The organism is Acinetobacter sp. WCHA45 (assembly GCF_002165255.2).
Classification (GTDB): domain Bacteria; phylum Pseudomonadota; class Gammaproteobacteria; order Pseudomonadales; family Moraxellaceae; genus Acinetobacter.
In genome coordinates, this window is sequence record NZ_CP028561.1 from 2,710,073 (window position 1) to 2,730,472 (window position 20,400).

Annotated in this window: 5 protein-coding genes and 1 CRISPR repeat array; of the genes, 1 reads left to right on the forward strand and 4 read right to left on the reverse strand. The window is 41.2% G+C overall.

Annotation, left to right across the window (positions count from 1 at the left end; all coding sequences use genetic code 11):
• Positions 1-9: 9 nt before the first annotated feature.
• Positions 10-756: an ATP-binding protein gene (locus tag CDG55_RS14475; protein ID WP_087536697.1), complete on the forward strand. Its 747-nt coding sequence runs from the start codon at positions 10-12 to the stop codon at positions 754-756.
• Between the two features lie 104 nt (positions 757-860).
• A CRISPR array of direct repeats spans positions 861-15,956; the repeat unit is 28 nt; unit sequence TTTCTAAGCTGCCTGTATGGCAGTGAAC.
• 131 nt (positions 15,957-16,087) lie between these two features.
• On the opposite strand, the gene cas6f is transcribed toward CDG55_RS14475, so the two are convergent.
• Genes cas6f through csy1 form a run of 4 tightly spaced genes read right to left on the reverse strand, consistent with a single transcriptional unit; the run spans position 16,088 to position 20,185 of the window.
• A complete protein-coding gene (cas6f, locus tag CDG55_RS14480) occupies positions 16,088-16,702 on the reverse strand; it encodes a type I-F CRISPR-associated endoribonuclease Cas6/Csy4 (protein ID WP_087536696.1) in 615 nt (204 codons plus the stop codon).
• Entirely contained in the window at positions 16,702-17,742 is a 1,041-nt protein-coding gene (gene csy3, locus CDG55_RS14485; protein WP_087536695.1) for a type I-F CRISPR-associated protein Csy3, read from the reverse strand. Before csy3 ends, cas6f begins: the two co-directional genes overlap by 1 nt.
• A 2-nt stretch (positions 17,743-17,744) precedes the next feature.
• Entirely contained in the window at positions 17,745-18,851 is a 1,107-nt protein-coding gene (csy2, locus tag CDG55_RS14490; protein ID WP_087536694.1) for a type I-F CRISPR-associated protein Csy2, read from the reverse strand.
• Positions 18,851-20,185 carry a type I-F CRISPR-associated protein Csy1 gene (gene csy1, locus CDG55_RS14495; protein ID WP_087536693.1) on the reverse strand — a complete coding sequence of 445 codons (1,335 nt, stop codon included), beginning with the start codon at positions 20,183-20,185 and terminating at the stop codon, positions 18,851-18,853. The genes csy2 and csy1 overlap by 1 nt, the downstream gene beginning before the upstream one ends.
• Positions 20,186-20,400: the final 215 nt, after the last annotated feature.

A 20,400-nucleotide genomic window follows, 5' to 3' on the forward strand; every position in this document is an offset into this window, starting at 1 on the left:
AGATCAGTCATGAATACCATGCTTAAGACACTCCAGTTTCGCGCAGAAACAACGGAAACACTTTGCGCTACCCATCATATACCCCTGATGGAAATTGCAGGTCACAGGCTCTGTAAATTGTGTGCCAAAGAAACCGTCCATCACTCAAATGTAGCCTATGAGGATGAACTGCAACAGCGATTGCTAGAACAGAAAATCAAAAACTCAGGGCTCAATAAACGCTATCTGGACCGTGGCTTCAAGAATTTTGTAGTTGCATGTCCTGCTCAAGACAATGCCATCAAACTATGTCAGGCTTTTGCGCAGCAGATTATTTCTGGTTACAATCCGAACATGTTGATGATTGGTACACCGGGTACAGGTAAAACCCATCTGAGCGCATCAATTATTCGCAACATTCTGCATAACAGTACAAAGTCTGCACGCTACTATACCAGTGCAGAAATTGCTCAAAAAATGATGGATACCTGGTCAGATACTTCACGCTCTGAGAAAGAAGTCATCGACCATTTCTCCAGTTTTGATTTATTAGTGATTGATGAATATGGCCTGCATGACCGGCATGAAAAACGCCTAGAGATGGTACATAAGGTTCTATATAGCCGTTATGACAATATGAAATCTACCCTGCTGATTTCCAATTTCACAGTCCAAAATATGCAGCGGGATTTAGGTGTAAGATTATGGTCTCGGTTACATGAGAACCATTTGATTGTAGTGCCGTGTTATTGGGATGACCGACGAATTAGCGGATAATCGCAACTCTCACTTAAGCCAATTATCTCACTGAAATAATTGGCTTTTATTACAAGAATTACTTACAGAATATCTCGCTTGCATAAGTATAACTGAAAATAATACTTCTAAGCTGCCTATACGGCAGTGGACGGCATGTCTCAATCAGCATTAGCAAAAAAGGCTTTCTAAGCTGCCTATATGGCAGTGAACTTGTTGGTGTGTTATCAGGTGGAATAGTATCATTTCTAAGCTGCCTGTATGGCAGTGAACCTATACACCAGTAGAAACGTATTATTCAGCATTTTCTAAGCTGCCTGTATGGCAGTGAACACAAAGCTGAGTTTAATTTTTCAGTATCAACTTTTCTAAGCTGCCTGTATGGCAGTGAACACTCACCATCTTTATGGAAGCCTGCAAACACATTTCTAAGCTGCCTGTATGGCAGTGAACTCAAAGAGCTTGCAAACTCGATCTGGTCGCAATTTCTAAGCTGCCTGTATGGCAGTGAACTTGGAAGCGATTGGGCATTACTTGTTGGGTAATTTCTAAGCTGCCTGTATGGCAGTGAACGATCAACCCATGTGCCATCTTCTAATTTTGTTTTTCTAAGCTGCCTGTATGGCAGTGAACAAGGTCTCGAAGTTGGGGTAGGGTGAGTTCTTTTTCTAAGCTGCCTGTATGGCAGTGAACTGATGTTCGCAGTTTTCGGATTGCTATTTATCTTTCTAAGCTGCCTGTATGGCAGTGAACGAAAAGCATTTGCAGCTGAAACCAAAGCACGTTTTCTAAGCTGCCTGTATGGCAGTGAACTTTTAGTTTCAAGCCCTGATTTAACAGCAACATTTCTAAGCTGCCTGTATGGCAGTGAACCAGTTAATGCATATTTAGAGAATATTCGTTACTTTCTAAGCTGCCTGTATGGCAGTGAACGTGGGAAATGGTATTGGTTATTGCCAATACAATTTTCTAAGCTGCCTGTATGGCAGTGAACACAACAGCCCGATAATTGGTATGGACCAGTGATTTCTAAGCTGCCTGTATGGCAGTGAACTGTTGCATTTGATTACTGGTACACCTGGTGCATTTCTAAGCTGCCTGTATGGCAGTGAACGGCTTTTTGCTGCATTAGAGCGACGATATTCATTTCTAAGCTGCCTGTATGGCAGTGAACAAATACTTTTTACAATCGGAACATATTTATTATTTCTAAGCTGCCTGTATGGCAGTGAACTTTACGAAAAAGATGGGAAGAAATTCGATATTTTTCTAAGCTGCCTGTATGGCAGTGAACGTTTAAGACAATATTTAACACGAAATTTGTAATTTCTAAGCTGCCTGTATGGCAGTGAACAAGCTGAACATATCCGCGACCATAATATAAATTTTCTAAGCTGCCTGTATGGCAGTGAACAAAATGTGCGTCAATCTACACATGGATGAATTTTTCTAAGCTGCCTGTATGGCAGTGAACATGGCGCGTCAGTTTATCCGAATTGGTCAACATTTCTAAGCTGCCTGTATGGCAGTGAACCTGCTTTGCTTACAATTGTTTGTACTTTTTTATTTCTAAGCTGCCTGTATGGCAGTGAACACTGGCGAACCAAGCCGCGGCGATGCGTAAGTTTTCTAAGCTGCCTGTATGGCAGTGAACGGCTTTAAAAAACTTGCATCATTAATCAAATATTTCTAAGCTGCCTGTATGGCAGTGAACACAACAAAATACGTATTTAATGCGATGGAAACTTTCTAAGCTGCCTGTATGGCAGTGAACAACCAGCACCACAGCCGATCCGCACAATCAATTTTCTAAGCTGCCTGTATGGCAGTGAACATTTAGTTTTTCGTGGACCATCTTTAGACAAATTTCTAAGCTGCCTGTATGGCAGTGAACGCGACTTTAACAAGGCTATTGGAAAGCTTGGTTTTCTAAGCTGCCTGTATGGCAGTGAACGTTTCATTTTTATTCCCTGTAGTTTCGGTAAATTTTCTAAGCTGCCTGTATGGCAGTGAACTGTATGGTCTTTCAGGTGGTTCAGGTTTTTTGTTTCTAAGCTGCCTGTATGGCAGTGAACCTGACCGTGAACTCGCCGTCGCCACTGGTCCCTTTCTAAGCTGCCTGTATGGCAGTGAACTATTATTCCAATCAATAGAGCCATTTTCAATTTTTCTAAGCTGCCTGTATGGCAGTGAACTGCTCTAAATCGCTCTAGCTGCTTAATTGTAGTTTCTAAGCTGCCTGTATGGCAGTGAACCTGCTTTTCTTACAATTGTGTGTACTTTCTTAGTTTCTAAGCTGCCTGTATGGCAGTGAACGGATGCTCTAATTCTCCCGTTTATAATCATACTTTCTAAGCTGCCTGTATGGCAGTGAACCAGATATATCTTTAAGCTTCCCTGCTTTCTGTTTTCTAAGCTGCCTGTATGGCAGTGAACTCAAGCCAGCAATTATTGCATCTGCATATATTTTTCTAAGCTGCCTGTATGGCAGTGAATACCCAACTTATCTAGGCTTGTTAAGTATCTCATTTCTAAGCTGCCTGTATGGCAGTGAACTAATCCCTTTTTCTAGCTCCAATGTTTACATGTTTCTAAGCTGCCTGTATGGCAGTGAACATTTGTTGTGTAATTGTCCAACCGCCTAAAGATTTCTAAGCTGCCTGTATGGCAGTGAACATTAAAAACCTCAAAAAGTGCTCGGATGACGATTTCTAAGCTGCCTGTATGGCAGTGAACCCCCAAGGATCGGAGTCGTTACACGGCCATGCTTTCTAAGCTGCCTGTATGGCAGTGAACGTGGCTTTGACATAGCTTTTAGTATTGTTTTATTTCTAAGCTGCCTGTATGGCAGTGAACAAGCAAGTACCGATACAATGACAAGCTTTTTTTTTCTAAGCTGCCTGTATGGCAGTGAACATCGAGCCACAAAAAATCATAATCACTGATGATTTCTAAGCTGCCTGTATGGCAGTGAACACGCTAGCAGCTTGTGAACCTACAACTTGATTTTTCTAAGCTGCCTGTATGGCAGTGAACTGGCTGGAGTTTTAGGCGGTGCAGCAATTACATTTCTAAGCTGCCTGTATGGCAGTGAACTGAAATTATGTCAGATTCACGACTGATCAACTTTTCTAAGCTGCCTGTATGGCAGTGAACTATTAGGAAATAGGGTATGAGATCAATGGTTATTTCTAAGCTGCCTGTATGGCAGTGAACGGGTAGAACAACTCACTATAAATGATTTGTTCTTTCTAAGCTGCCTGTATGGCAGTGAACAACAACCTCCCTCGCCTTATCAATACCATGCTTTTCTAAGCTGCCTGTATGGCAGTGAACAGTTGTTACCAGGTCGTAACGGTATTGATGAATTTCTAAGCTGCCTGTATGGCAGTGAACGTTGATTTTGGGATTGAGCAAAATAGTTAAACTTTCTAAGCTGCCTGTATGGCAGTGAACTATATCAAATCACTTTTACGACTGACGATGATTTTCTAAGCTGCCTGTATGGCAGTGAACTAAGTATTATGCATACACTCAACAAGGTACTATTTCTAAGCTGCCTGTATGGCAGTGAACTAAGACTTAGCAAAGCTACTTTAAGACAATATTTTCTAAGCTGCCTGTATGGCAGTGAACAATCAGGTGCATTAAAAGCAGCAGCTCGTTTTTTTCTAAGCTGCCTGTATGGCAGTGAACTTTGTGATCGAAATGTTGCTCATGATATTCAATTTCTAAGCTGCCTGTATGGCAGTGAACTGCAGCCCAAGTCATTAGTTGCTGACCTGCATTTTCTAAGCTGCCTGTATGGCAGTGAACGGTCAGGTTTGCTTAGGGTGAATTGATAACCATTTCTAAGCTGCCTGTATGGCAGTGAACATTTGATGTAGGTGAATCAACATTGATTGTTGTTTCTAAGCTGCCTGTATGGCAGTGAACGATCAATCGATATGATGTCGTAAAACTGACTTTTTCTAAGCTGCCTGTATGGCAGTGAACCAACATATGCAGGAAGTACAGCAACAGTTTTTTTTCTAAGCTGCCTGTATGGCAGTGAACGCTATGAAGCAAGAGACGACTACACACCCTTCTTTCTAAGCTGCCTGTATGGCAGTGAACATAAACAACCGCTAAAAACACGATGATTGACATTTCTAAGCTGCCTGTATGGCAGTGAACCCACCATATACATCTAGTCAATATTTTTGGTTTTTCTAAGCTGCCTGTATGGCAGTGAACCACAAACTTTGAAAGCCCATTCACAGAAGACATTTCTAAGCTGCCTGTATGGCAGTGAACTCAGCAATGTAACAAACAGTGCCCTCACTTGAGTTTCTAAGCTGCCTGTATGGCAGTGAACCTGCTTCAAATTCGATTGCACCAATACCTAAATTTCTAAGCTGCCTGTATGGCAGTGAACTACTTCGTAATCTTCCCGTAAATTACTTGATATTTCTAAGCTGCCTGTATGGCAGTGAACTAGCAGACTCGTAGTATTGATACAGTCGTTTATTTCTAAGCTGCCTGTATGGCAGTGAACGGTTTTGAGCAAATGTTGTTTTACCCATTGATTTTCTAAGCTGCCTGTATGGCAGTGAACGATAAACAACAACTTGATACTTATCTTCCAGATTTCTAAGCTGCCTGTATGGCAGTGAACCTTCTTTTGGACAAGCAGTTGGGGAAACATTATTTCTAAGCTGCCTGTATGGCAGTGAACTTATTCCAAGTGATAAAGCCAAGCATTGGAAGTTTCTAAGCTGCCTGTATGGCAGTGAACATTGGGGCAATGTTCAGCGCTGCGGATCAATTTTTTCTAAGCTGCCTGTATGGCAGTGAACTGATCAATTTCCCTATCACTTTAACTGACTGGTTTTCTAAGCTGCCTGTATGGCAGTGAACTCATAGAACAAATAGATATAGGTAATCAGAGATTTCTAAGCTGCCTGTATGGCAGTGAACTGTTTGTTGCCGTTGGTGACGATTTCCATATCTTTCTAAGCTGCCTGTATGGCAGTGAACTTTAACCCTTTCAACGTAACCAATGTCGACAATTTCTAAGCTGCCTGTATGGCAGTGAACCAGCAGAAACGTTAGCAATATCCTGTCCCCAATTTCTAAGCTGCCTGTATGGCAGTGAACGCCTACATGGGTGATGAATATGCTAGCTATTTTTTCTAAGCTGCCTGTATGGCAGTGAACGGAAATAATTTATTTAATAAAATATCCAAAAATTTCTAAGCTGCCTGTATGGCAGTGAACAGATGTTGCGTTCTACTGGAGTCATTTCAATTTTTCTAAGCTGCCTGTATGGCAGTGAACAAGAAAGCTGCTTTGACCCACTTAAAGACAACTTTCTAAGCTGCCTGTATGGCAGTGAACCATAGGGATCAGTTTTATCACATTTAGGAGGATTTCTAAGCTGCCTGTATGGCAGTGAACACCTTCGCATCTATGAAGACATTGCACCTATATTTCTAAGCTGCCTGTATGGCAGTGAACCATCCTCAGTTTATTGGGGTTCAACATTTAAATTTCTAAGCTGCCTGTATGGCAGTGAACGTGTGCGCTGAATTTTGACATCCTCAATTTGATTTCTAAGCTGCCTGTATGGCAGTGAACTGCCTGCAACACGTTCTTGGTGGTCATTTAAATTTCTAAGCTGCCTGTATGGCAGTGAACTTGCCAAGCATGCCAACTGAACTTTTTATAAATTTCTAAGCTGCCTGTATGGCAGTGAACTCAATGCCAACGGTGAAAAAAAGATGATGTATTTTCTAAGCTGCCTGTATGGCAGTGAACACACCGTGGTTAAACTGGTCGAGTATTTTAAGTTTCTAAGCTGCCTGTATGGCAGTGAACCGTTTCGGTCGTGTTAATTCTGTTGCTCGTTGTTTCTAAGCTGCCTGTATGGCAGTGAACAATAATCGGGCTGTAACCCTCCAACATATACATTTCTAAGCTGCCTGTATGGCAGTGAACGGCAACGAAACCGACTGCATTTTAATTTGTGATTTCTAAGCTGCCTGTATGGCAGTGAACTATATGACACTAACCAAAAACGTGCTTATGAATTTCTAAGCTGCCTGTATGGCAGTGAACCATTTTAGTTTTTACAAGTTTTTTAGCGCTCATTTCTAAGCTGCCTGTATGGCAGTGAACCGAGTGCGTCTACAGGCTTGAAATCAATCACTTTTCTAAGCTGCCTGTATGGCAGTGAACTTAATATTATTCAGCAGAAGCCTAAAGGCACTTTTCTAAGCTGCCTGTATGGCAGTGAACTACCTTAGCCATTTCAGGCGCAATACGGTCTATTTCTAAGCTGCCTGTATGGCAGTGAACAAAGCGATATTGCGGTACTCAATAAAGATCATTTTCTAAGCTGCCTGTATGGCAGTGAACGATAAATATCTAAGATGAGCCGATCCATTTGATTTCTAAGCTGCCTGTATGGCAGTGAACTGCTAACTCAATATTTAAGAGATTTTTTCGGGTTTCTAAGCTGCCTGTATGGCAGTGAACCTACAGATGGCACAACCGCAATTACTGCTGTTTTTCTAAGCTGCCTGTATGGCAGTGAACTTGGACCATACTTCCCATGAATCGACCATACATTTTCTAAGCTGCCTGTATGGCAGTGAACTCTTTGGTTTTGCATCCCCAAGCATAGACATATTTCTAAGCTGCCTGTATGGCAGTGAACATATTGATGTAGTCGCTATACAAAAAGAATTATTTCTAAGCTGCCTGTATGGCAGTGAACTTGAAGCATACGAAAAAGTTGCATTGGTTGAATTTCTAAGCTGCCTGTATGGCAGTGAACCAGGATTGGTATCACTCCTTCCATTCGTGAATTTTCTAAGCTGCCTGTATGGCAGTGAACAGCCCAACGTCCCGCAGTTCCGCTACCGTTCGTTTCTAAGCTGCCTGTATGGCAGTGAACTGACGACCTTATTTATTTTTATGCTAGATCATTTTCTAAGCTGCCTGTATGGCAGTGAACCCGATGCTTCGTTCACAAACGAAAGGTTTTTATTTCTAAGCTGCCTGTATGGCAGTGAACTACCACCTAAGCGAATGGATTGCATGGTGATTTTTCTAAGCTGCCTGTATGGCAGTGAACACCGTGCTACCAATACAAGTGCTGCTATTGCATTTCTAAGCTGCCTGTATGGCAGTGAACGGGTTATAGGTAACAGCTTGCATTCTATTATCGTTTCTAAGCTGCCTGTATGGCAGTGAACATTTCATCATCAAATGGTTTATTAGGGTTATATTTCTAAGCTGCCTGTATGGCAGTGAACCCTAACTTATGAAGTAACAGCAAAGCCAGTTTTTTCTAAGCTGCCTGTATGGCAGTGAACATAAAGACATAGAACAAAAAACCGATGAAGAATTTCTAAGCTGCCTGTATGGCAGTGAACAATAAAGTATCTATAGGAAAGGCGCAGTAATGTTTCTAAGCTGCCTGTATGGCAGTGAACAAGTACAGCTTTTCAGAGGTGAGGGCGGTGTCTTTCTAAGCTGCCTGTATGGCAGTGAACATATTCAATATTCGGGGCACGATTGCCACACTTTTCTAAGCTGCCTGTATGGCAGTGAACCCTGATTAGGCTGCTGTCTGAAGTAGTCAAATTTTCTAAGCTGCCTGTATGGCAGTGAACCCTGATTAGGCTGCTGTCTGAAGTAGTCAAATTTTCTAAGCTGCCTGTATGGCAGTGAACATTCAATATCCATCCTCCCCTCCGTTGTGGTCTTTCTAAGCTGCCTGTATGGCAGTGAACTACAGTGATAAGGCAAGGGATACAAATAAAGATTTCTAAGCTGCCTGTATGGCAGTGAACCCGCTCTTGAAAGGTTAATGTGTTCGATCCTATTTCTAAGCTGCCTGTATGGCAGTGAACCTTCGCAAGTTGCAAAAGTTCTTGCTCGTGGTTTTCTAAGCTGCCTGTATGGCAGTGAACTCTCTCTATAACATTTCCTATTTTCTGTAATTTTTCTAAGCTGCCTGTATGGCAGTGAACGGTAAACGCTTTTTGTGGGTATCAATAGTTGTTTTCTAAGCTGCCTGTATGGCAGTGAACTATGAAATTGGTTCAGGTCACGAATTAAAAACTTTCTAAGCTGCCTGTATGGCAGTGAACTAAGTGCAAACTTGCAAGCAGGCGCTCAAGTATTTCTAAGCTGCCTGTATGGCAGTGAACTTGCATCAATTGATGAAGCAGCATTAGCCATTTTTCTAAGCTGCCTGTATGGCAGTGAACCCATTTGAAACTCCAAAAACTAAGCCCCGTCATTTCTAAGCTGCCTGTATGGCAGTGAACTTTCAAAAACTACTGCTCAGAGCATCCCGAATTTTCTAAGCTGCCTGTATGGCAGTGAACTACAGTGATAAGGCAAGGGATACAAATAAAGATTTCTAAGCTGCCTGTATGGCAGTGAACCCGCTCTTGAAAGGTTAATGTGTTCGATCCTATTTCTAAGCTGCCTGTATGGCAGTGAACTTTGCAGAAGTATTCGATGCTGAACTAGATAATTTCTAAGCTGCCTGTATGGCAGTGAACTTGTGAAGTCTGTAGCAGCTGCTGGCCAATCATTTCTAAGCTGCCTGTATGGCAGTGAACGGTAGTACGGTTGAACCGCATGGGGGTAGTACTTTCTAAGCTGCCTGTATGGCAGTGAACGATAGAGGTTTTTCCTGTTGATTAAACTTGTGTTTCTAAGCTGCCTGTATGGCAGTGAACATTCTGAAAAAGAAAAAGAACAGGGCGCTATTTTTCTAAGCTGCCTGTATGGCAGTGAACGAGATCTGAACGACTGATTCACCGTTTACAACTTTCTAAGCTGCCTGTATGGCAGTGAACGTGTAACAAGAGAATCTCGAATGTATGAACTATTTCTAAGCTGCCTGTATGGCAGTGAACCCAATATTCGTGGACATTCTGAATTAACAGATTTTCTAAGCTGCCTGTATGGCAGTGAACTGCTGATTTAATCTTCATGCTTCGTAACAACGTTTCTAAGCTGCCTGTATGGCAGTGAACAATTTGAAATCGGGGAGTCCACGCTTTCTAATTTTCTAAGCTGCCTGTATGGCAGTGAACGTTGATAAACCTGATGGATAAGTCCGCATAACTTTCTAAGCTGCCTGTATGGCAGTGAACAGATTTATTTCATGCACTTCAACAAGTGTAAATTTCTAAGCTGCCTGTATGGCAGTGAACCACCTTTGAAAGCTTTTGCTCTTTGAAGTAGTTTTCTAAGCTGCCTGTATGGCAGTGAACATTAGGACTGGTGTAATCTTCGGGATAGTCTATTTCTAAGCTGCCTGTATGGCAGTGAACACTGCCCCTCATATACAGGCGTTGCAGCAATATTTCTAAGCTGCCTGTATGGCAGTGAACTAAGATCCTAGCAGAGCAATATAACTTGATTATTTCTAAGCTGCCTGTATGGCAGTGAACTTGAGCGTCGTACAGATCAACGATTTGCAAGTTTTCTAAGCTGCCTGTATGGCAGTGAACAAGTGGAAAGGTGAATACTTTTGCATTCGCACTTTCTAAGCTGCCTGTATGGCAGTGAACCATCGGTGCAGCTGAACGCTTGGATGCTATGTTTTCTAAGCTGCCTGTATGGCAGTGAACAGGAAGAGGCTTTTAGAAGCGCATCTACAGTATTTCTAAGCTGCCTGTATGGCAGTGAACGAGCAATTGATGGGACTTTGATCGTTCAGCAATTTCTAAGCTGCCTGTATGGCAGTGAACACGACCTGTACTTGGATTTCAGCTATCAGTACTTTCTAAGCTGCCTGTATGGCAGTGAACCAATGGCGGTTTTTTTATGTCTGGAGAAAATATTTCTAAGCTGCCTGTATGGCAGTGAACATTCTGAAGTAATTAAAAAGCCCTCTGAGTGATTTCTAAGCTGCCTGTATGGCAGTGAACATGTTCACAAAAGCAACAGGGCTAAAAATTGATTTCTAAGCTGCCTGTATGGCAGTGAACGTCTTTTCTTGACTATGAAGATCGAGATTTATTTTCTAAGCTGCCTGTATGGCAGTGAACGTTACATTAATTCTCAAGTAATATCTCAAATGTTTCTAAGCTGCCTGTATGGCAGTGAACACGAAAACATACTTGCGAAATCACTGATAATGTTTCTAAGCTGCCTGTATGGCAGTGAACAGTGATCAATATCAATCCTGATAATCGTGGATTTTCTAAGCTGCCTGTATGGCAGTGAACAAGCCGCAGATCCATAATTGAACCTGTCATAATTTCTAAGCTGCCTGTATGGCAGTGAACCCTTACGTTGGACCATACCTTGCACCCGTTATTTTCTAAGCTGCCTGTATGGCAGTGAACGCAGGGTTGAAGCAAATGGAATGGCTGATGCTTTTCTAAGCTGCCTGTATGGCAGTGAACATGAAAATGGCGATCCTGTTTTAAATGAAAATTTTCTAAGCTGCCTGTATGGCAGTGAACTTTAAGAAAATTACACGTCATCACGACTATTTTTTCTAAGCTGCCTGTATGGCAGTGAACCTCCGCCAGCGAATGTTGTAGTTACTGCTAGATTTCTAAGCTGCCTGTATGGCAGTGAACGTTGTTTTGCCTGAAATGAAAGCAGATATGGATTTCTAAGCTGCCTGTATGGCAGTGAACGAAACATTCGGCAAATGATGTTTAACAAAGATTTTCTAAGCTGCCTGTATGGCAGTGAACGTAAAACAGCTAGTGTTCAGACCGAGACAAATTTTCTAAGCTGCCTGTATGGCAGTGAACCTTTACTAGGTAAAGTGGTTAGCGCTTTACTATTTCTAAGCTGCCTGTATGGCAGTGAACTATTTAAAATTGCATATTCAGTGACATTTATTTTTCTAAGCTGCCTGTATGGCAGTGAACGCATTTCTTCAGTTGTTGAAGTAACCGAAATATTTCTAAGCTGCCTGTATGGCAGTGAACTTCTGTTTTGTAGGCGTTGTAGGCGTCTAATATTTCTAAGCTGCCTGTATGGCAGTGAACGGCATACTCACTTTATGATCTGATCATTTGTATTTCTAAGCTGCCTGTATGGCAGTGAACATAATAACTGTTGCTTTGCCGATGGATAGCTTTTTCTAAGCTGCCTGTATGGCAGTGAACGGGTCGCATAGATTACCTTTTCTTTTTCTGTTTTTCTAAGCTGCCTGTATGGCAGTGAACATTTGGTGAATATAAGATTTTCATGTGGTACATTTCTAAGCTGCCTGTATGGCAGTGAACGTTTTAATTAATTTTTTGACTGCTTTGTACTATTTCTAAGCTGCCTGTATGGCAGTGAACCCAGAGTGATAAATCACAAAGGTTTTTAAATCTTTCTAAGCTGCCTGTATGGCAGTGAACTAATTACTCGCATTGCGAAGTGGTTAGAGCAATTTCTAAGCTGCCTGTATGGCAGTGAACGTTCAATCCATAATCCGTGAATCAAGCCGTTTTTTCTAAGCTGCCTGTATGGCAGTGAACAGCATGAGCAATGACAGGGTTTGGATTGATTTTTTCTAAGCTGCCTGTATGGCAGTGAACATCGATCAATTTTATGTCACGCCATTCTACTATTTCTAAGCTGCCTGTATGGCAGTGAACTGAAATTATTTTATCTCTATATTTCCCGTTCATTTCTAAGCTGCCTGTATGGCAGTGAACAGCAACATCAAACGATTGTTGATGGCGAAATATTTCTAAGCTGCCTGTATGGCAGTGAACTCTTTTCTCCAGATAATAAAAAACCGCCAAAATTTCTAAGCTGCCTGTATGGCAGTGAACCTGCATACGCCGCAGCATTTGCGATTCAAAAATTTCTAAGCTGCCTGTATGGCAGTGAACCGCAGAAGATTATCTGATGAGTATGGTCGGGATTTCTAAGCTGCCTGTATGGCAGTGAACGTTGAATTATATAGTGGAGGATTTTGCCCATTTTTCTAAGCTGCCTGTATGGCAGTGAACGAATAAATCTGCGCAATTTATCCAAAAAGTAATTTCTAAGCTGCCTGTATGGCAGTGAACTCATTACCCTTTCGGCTGTTCTCACTAACAATTTTCTAAGCTGCCTGTATGGCAGTGAACATCAATAAGATAGAAGTCTTCATCATTAACTATTTCTAAGCTGCCTGTATGGCAGTGAACTTAGTTTTTTGGATTATGTCGACGATTACACTTTTCTAAGCTGCCTGTATGGCAGTGAACCTTTAACTGTTCAACTTTTGAAAGTGCTTTAATTTCTAAGCTGCCTGTATGGCAGTGAACTACCCATCTAATATAGCAGCTATAGTAAAGGATTTCTAAGCTGCCTGTATGGCAGTGAACTTATTGCAGCATCAATAGCACGTTTTTGGTATTTTCTAAGCTGCCTGTATGGCAGTGAACTTCTTTCATCATTCCTGACATCGAAACAATCTTTTCTAAGCTGCCTGTATGGCAGTGAACGGTTCACAAGAGTTTACAGTTCCATACATCATTTTCTAAGCTGCCTGTATGGCAGTGAACTAAGCCGTTGATTGCTGCAAATGTATCAACTGTTTCTAAGCTGCCTGTATGGCAGTGAACCAGGATTGAAAGCAAAACTTGATGAACTTCTTTTTCTAAGCTGCCTGTATGGCAGTGAACTGTAACCAAATGCATTGATAAAAGTTTGAAGTTTTCTAAGCTGCCTGTATGGCAGTGAACTAATAAATGGGATAACTTGAGAGCATCTAATATTTCTAAGCTGCCTGTATGGCAGTGAACTTATTTTGTTTTGGTGTCTATCTAGCCATAAATTTCTAAGCTGCCTGTATGGCAGTGAACGAGAAACGCAAGAATCTCAAATCTGCATCAATTTTCTAAGCTGCCTGTATGGCAGTGAACAATAACTATTGTTAATCTTGATGTTCGCAGGCTTTCTAAGCTGCCTGTATGGCAGTGAACTTTTAAGCTTGGTAAAATCAATGCCGTCCGTTTTTCTAAGCTGCCTGTATGGCAGTGAACAGCTGAACAGCTTAAAGACAATGCAACACAATTTTCTAAGCTGCCTGTATGGCAGTGAACTGAAGCACATCATGTTGCAGACCAAAACATGTTTTCTAAGCTGCCTGTATGGCAGTGAACTTAAAGATATTTTTCCTAATGCTCGTTTTATTTTTCTAAGCTGCCTGTATGGCAGTGAACTCAATGAAAACTGCCTTTTCTCCGTTCGGCTTTTTCTAAGCTGCCTGTATGGCAGTGAACAATGAAAACTGCCTTTTCTCCGTTCGGCTTTGTTTCTAAGCTGCCTGTATGGCAGTGAACAGGGTAAAACTGATTTTACAATCGACTCACTTTTTCTAAGCTGCCTGTATGGCAGTGAACGGTGCGGCGGATCAGTTTCCGCGATGGAATAATTTCTAAGCTGCCTGTATGGCAGTGAACGAAGAAGCTAGAAGTGCGGCGGATGAGTGGGATTTCTAAGCTGCCTGTATGGCAGTGAACTGATCGAGTGAATAGTGACATTGTGCTGAATTTTTCTAAGCTGCCTGTATGGCAGTGAACCCACTGAAACAAAATTAGCTGTCATTTATGGATTTCTAAGCTGCCTGTATGGCAGTGAACAAGGAAGCTGCAAAGGCTTCAATTGATGAAATTTTCTAAGCTGCCTGTATGGCAGTGAACTCAAGCATGTTACAGATACCACATATTTATGTTTTCTAAGCTGCCTGTATGGCAGTGAACTTTTCACCACAACTGGCATCACTTTTTGCAGATTTCTAAGCTGCCTGTATGGCAGTGAACTTTATACCGTTACGCCTGAACAAATTGGAACATTTCTAAGCTGCCTGTATGGCAGTGAACACTTTTAAGAATAAGAATACCTATTCTGCATATTTCTAAGCTGCCTGTATGGCAGTGAACTATTCCTTACCAATGACCGCAACGGCGATACTTTTCTAAGCTGCCTGTATGGCAGTGAACCATAATAAAAATAATAATAAAGAGGTCAGTATTTTCTAAGCTGCCTGTATGGCAGTGAACACTGTGACTCTTCTATAGCAGAGATCTATATATTTCTAAGCTGCCTGTATGGCAGTGAACCCCTTATGTCATGGGCGCATCGTGTGAAGTTTTTTCTAAGCTGCCTGTATGGCAGTGAACTAAAACAACAGATAGTTACGACTCGAACAACTTTTCTAAGCTGCCTGTATGGCAGTGAACTTCCAGAGGAAGGGAGCTGGTGGCTCGATAAATTTCTAAGCTGCCTGTATGGCAGTGAACACCATTTTCCCCCGCGCCCGCTGCCGCTAAATTTTCTAAGCTGCCTGTATGGCAGTGAACAAAAGTTTTAAGTTTGCTTTAAATTGCGCTTCTTTCTAAGCTGCCTGTATGGCAGTGAACGTTAATTGAATGAGCTGTGCAACCCGATAAGATTTCTAAGCTGCCTGTATGGCAGTGAACGCACTGTACCCGAAGCGACTGAGACAACGGATTTTCTAAGCTGCCTGTATGGCAGTGAACTGCGAGCGCAACTTGTTCTAGTGTTTCATTGTTTTCTAAGCTGCCTGTATGGCAGTGAACGCTTCTACAAGAAGTTTGGCTTTGAACATACATTTCTAAGCTGCCTGTATGGCAGTGAACTATTCATCAGAACATTCAAAACTATTTGCTCTTTTCTAAGCTGCCTGTATGGCAGTGAACTTATCAACTTTGCCTTTAGTCTTGGTTTTTGATTTCTAAGCTGCCTGTATGGCAGTGAACCACTAAATAATCCAAGCTCAATGGCAGTAGGATTTCTAAGCTGCCTGTATGGCAGTGAACATTTGTACGAATCTCTCAATCCTACAGTGAATTTTCTAAGCTGCCTGTATGGCAGTGAACAATTCTGGGCAGAACTTGTCCTCAATGGAATCTTTCTAAGCTGCCTGTATGGCAGTGAACGTGCAGCCCGATGCCATATGTACTATAACCACTTTCTAAGCTGCCTGTATGGCAGTGAACTCAGGATTGAAGAGGGTTATGCACCGATTGAGTTTCTAAGCTGCCTGTATGGCAGTGAACCTTCTCGTATGGGTCGTATTCGTGATGCATTATTTCTAAGCTGCCTGTATGGCAGTGAACCGTTACACGGTGGCATAGTTCGCCTGCACGTTTTTCTAAGCTGCCTGTATGGCAGTGAACAGTCACCTCAAATCGCTGTAGGCTTGCGATATTTTCTAAGCTGCCTGTATGGCAGTGAACAGCAATTTTAAAGCAAAAAATAAAGTTATAACAGTGATTTAACTCTTAAATCTCTCAAAAGACCCAAGTTTTAAACCACTATCATAAGCTATTGATTTTATTAAGCTGTTAAAGAGTGAAAAAATATTGGGTTAAAATTCGGGTACAGATGACACCGAACTTAATCCGTAAGTGCTAAAAATCTGAGTTTCAGATTTTTCAGCAGATTGCTTTTCAATAAAAATTTTAAAAGCATGTTTCTGACTTAATGCTAAATCTTCAGATGTACTGTCACTCAGCATATTGATATAGGGTAAATCAGTTGTTTGTACAAACTGACCATAATGTGCCAAGGCATTTTCAAAACTAAAGCGCCCTTTTCTCTCATCATGTCGTGCTAAACGGGCAGCACTACTCTTCACTTGTTTACGCTTATAGACTGCATAACCAGTAACTTTTTCTAAAGGTACTGCTTTTACAGAACTAATGTGTACATAATCCAAATAACGACTGAGCCATTTTGGCACATCCAGTTGAATTAATTCCTGTTCACTTAAGCCAAAGATACGTAGCTTTTCGCCAATAAATCCCTTCCCTTTTTGAGGATCAAAACGATAATCAGGGAATGAAAAACCTATTTTCACCTTACTGCTTTCGTCTTTTAAACCAGCCAATGCAAGATGTAGCTGTTTATAAATTTTAGACCATAAAAAGTTAATCGAGATTTCATCATCTGGCAGAAATTTTAATTCCAGATAATAATTCATTATTTATCACTCTCGCCAAATACACCACCACGAACCAAAACCGCCATTACATAATGCTGCTGTTCAAGTTCAGGTACTTTATTGTAATTAACCCAAGCATCAAACAAACTATAAAAGTCTTGTTTTTCTTTAGGCTGACGATACGCCTTACCTTCTGAAGTCACTGAACCATACGGCTCAACTGCAATCGGTTTATCTGCATTTGGATACCATATATCAATTGTGCGTAGTGCATTACCAATTTTTTGAGAATGCATACCAGCTTCGTTGTTGCCAAATGAGTATAAAGTTTTGCTTTTAGCACCTTTGGAATTACTCGTATCTAAAATGAGTTCCTGTGATGGATAGACTTCTTGTCCCTCACCTAAACGAGAAAAACCTGTCACTTTAAGTAATACATGCTCATGACCACTTAAACCTGCTTCAATCCAAGCTGAAAGCTGTTTAATTTCAGTTTGTTGATCTTGGTGTACAGTTGCTTCATTTAAACGATTTTGTAATGCATCAAAACTTAATTTTTCTGCGCTCTTACCATCAATTAAACGCTCAACTGTGACCGTAACATTTTCAGCGCCAATACGGTTACGCCATAAAAAACGACCATTGGCTAAATTCACAGCATAGCGATTCGCAAGTTCACTAAACTTATTCGCTGTTTCATAGCCTGACACCGCCGCTTCAAGGCGTTCAGCAAATGCTGCATCATTACATGCAGATGGACGACCTACATTTGGCAATACACGTAAGCTAAACGTCACGGCAACCGTATCTTTACCTTGTGGTAAAGCAGCAACATCAACCGTTTGTAAATTTGGTTTATTCACTGCTGCATTAATTGCTGCTTCATCAGTTTCTTTGCTATTTTTAGGGCGATTCGAAATCGTACCGCGCACAGATTTTGCTTGAATTAAAATTGGTGTATTACCTGTGCCTTGTGCAATCTCCACCCAATTTACGGCAAACATACGTCCATCTGATGCATCAAGATGACGGTTAAATGAAAGTACCGATGCTGTTTTTAATTTGTCATTCTTAGCCATGATTAAAATTCCTCTTCTTCTATTTCAGATTCAAATTCAAATGATTGATGGGTGTCTTCGTGTGGTAATGACGTGTCGATATCTAACTTCGGTGCAAATGGTTGAACGAGCTCATACAGCCCATTTTTAGGTTCAGTGTTGTAATTCCATAAAGTATCGACAATATTTTTAATACGATGTGGGCTTTGCCATTCACCTAAACTAATTAAGGTTTCGACAAAGGTGGCAGGATAGTCATCATGACGTAATCCTTTAATAACACCTTGAGGCTGTAAATCCGTTAAAGCTGCATAACCAATCGGTATCGGCACGAGCCAACCTTTTAAATGTTCAGGCCGTGGTCGTAACGTCCAAACACCGTCTACTGACTCTTGATCGACTGATGCTTCCTGTGCAGTACTGACAAAATTGAAGCGGTGAATGTCCAATAAAGTATCGAGTAAATCAGGACTATTTTTCTGAGTCGCTAAATATGTTGGATACTGAGCCAACCAATTTTGATGTGCCATCAAAAGCTCATGACGATGCTGTAAAGCAAAGCCTGGTAATACACTCCGACGTAGTATTTTGGTTTTATCTACCGCATCATGTTCTGACCAATTGATCAATTTAGCTTTGACACGCTTATGTGGGAAAACAGAACCACCTGCCAAACGCATGTTATAGACCAAGTGATTTAATCGATCTAACAGGCTTTGTGTCTGAGTAGATAAATCTTCATCATTGGCAGATAGATGCGGATCAAGACCATCTCCCGCCAAACCAATCACTAAACTGACTTCAAAATGTCCCTTGCCCTCTTCAATCATCGCTGGTGTAGAACCATCTGCTTTCAAGGGGTGACGAGCCAAATTCAGTTGATAAGGCGAATAGCGGAAACTATTGGTTTTGGTAATTTGTGGGTTAAATTGATGAGATATAATCCCGACACCACAACACTCAATAGATGCATATTCAGCAATTTGATTCAGCTGACGCTGTAAATGATGCATAAATCCAGTGAATGCACTCGGTGCTGGGAAGCCCCACGTTAAATGACTACTGATAATAGATGCATTTTCAACATTTAAACGTACAACATACAATGCTTTAGGATAAGTCCGATGCATTAGGCAAACTCCTCTTTCAGCAATTGTAATTTGTCACGTAAAATCAGAGACCAAGCACGGGCTTCATGATCATCTAAATCCAAAATTTTTCCTTTTTGGGTGAGGATATCATTGAGCCATTTGCCAAAGTTATAACCCACTTCAGTATGCCAATCTCGTTCACGATAGGCCTGTAACCACTCGGTTTCTTCTTCCGTCAATTCTTCGGCATCTTCTTTATCAAACAGTGCTTCTCGGTAGCCATAATCGAGCCAAAAGCTTTCTGCACGACTAAAATTAGAATCCTGTGTCCAGCCTGATGGCGCACTTTGTTGTAGTTCAAAACTCATATCAATGATGCAATCCGCCAATTTAGAGACCAAATCATCACGCTGGGAACGGAATTCATCATTATTACGACGATTTTCTTTACGATACAAAGCCACGATTTTATGCAACAAAGGCTTAATGTCTTTACGATTGCTTAAATAGGCTGTAAAAACCGAACCACGTTTTGGTAGTTCAATCTGCTGACCTTTCCAAGTTGGTGGAATAGACGGTAATAGCCACATAGAGCCACGACGGTCACTATTAAGCTGTGAAATATTTTGTGGTTTAGAACCACCAAAATTTTGTACCAATAGATTCGGGTATTCACGGCTTTCATGTGCATGATGTAATTTTTTAAACCGTGCTTCATGTAGTGCTTTACTCTCATCGCTAAACCGATCATATGAGAGCTGTTGATACGCTCGATGAACCAATGAACTCGGATATAAAATCACCAAGGTATGATATTCATCATCTTGCACAGGAAATAACACTTGTTTCGATAAACGTCCTGCATTGAGTTCTGTTGGCAACTGACTAAATGCTAAAAAACGCTCATAACGCAGTTGTGCCGTTTCAGATTTCACAGACAATGCTGTGATTAATTCCTGATCTGCATTTAACAAACGCTCTAGTAACGACGTACCTTGAAAAGATAAACGCAGCATCTTAAAGACATCGAGTACAGCTGCATTACCAATGACATCCGCATCTAGTTTGATACCTTGGGAACCCACATAGTCATGTGTTTTATCCGTATTGCTATAAAACATGGCAGATGCTTTTGAATCAGGATGATGCTGTTTCGGCGTATGAGTCGCCAAACGTAATTGGCTAATACGCAAACTTGCATCATCAAGCCACGTTTCAACCTCATATTTTTCTAATAACTTGTTACGCTCTGCCGTGTCATCCGCTTTAAGTTTTTCTAGCTTTTCATTCAAACGTCCTTGAATATATTGCTCGATTAACTCACGAATGCTAGCAGGCTCGGAGTCTTGAACTCCCTCTACTTCATCATTCATTTTTTGTACTCATTACAAAATAAATTATGTTTTAAATCATTTTTTGTTATCATCTAGATAGATTAACTATCGTAAATGATGAATGTATCCAATTAATCAGACCCTTCTGATTAAATGCGTGCTAAACATTATTTCCCCCTTACCCTATCGGGTGATGTGTGATCCTGCCAGATCGATGGTTAATCTTTATTTAAATATTAAACCTAGTTACTTTA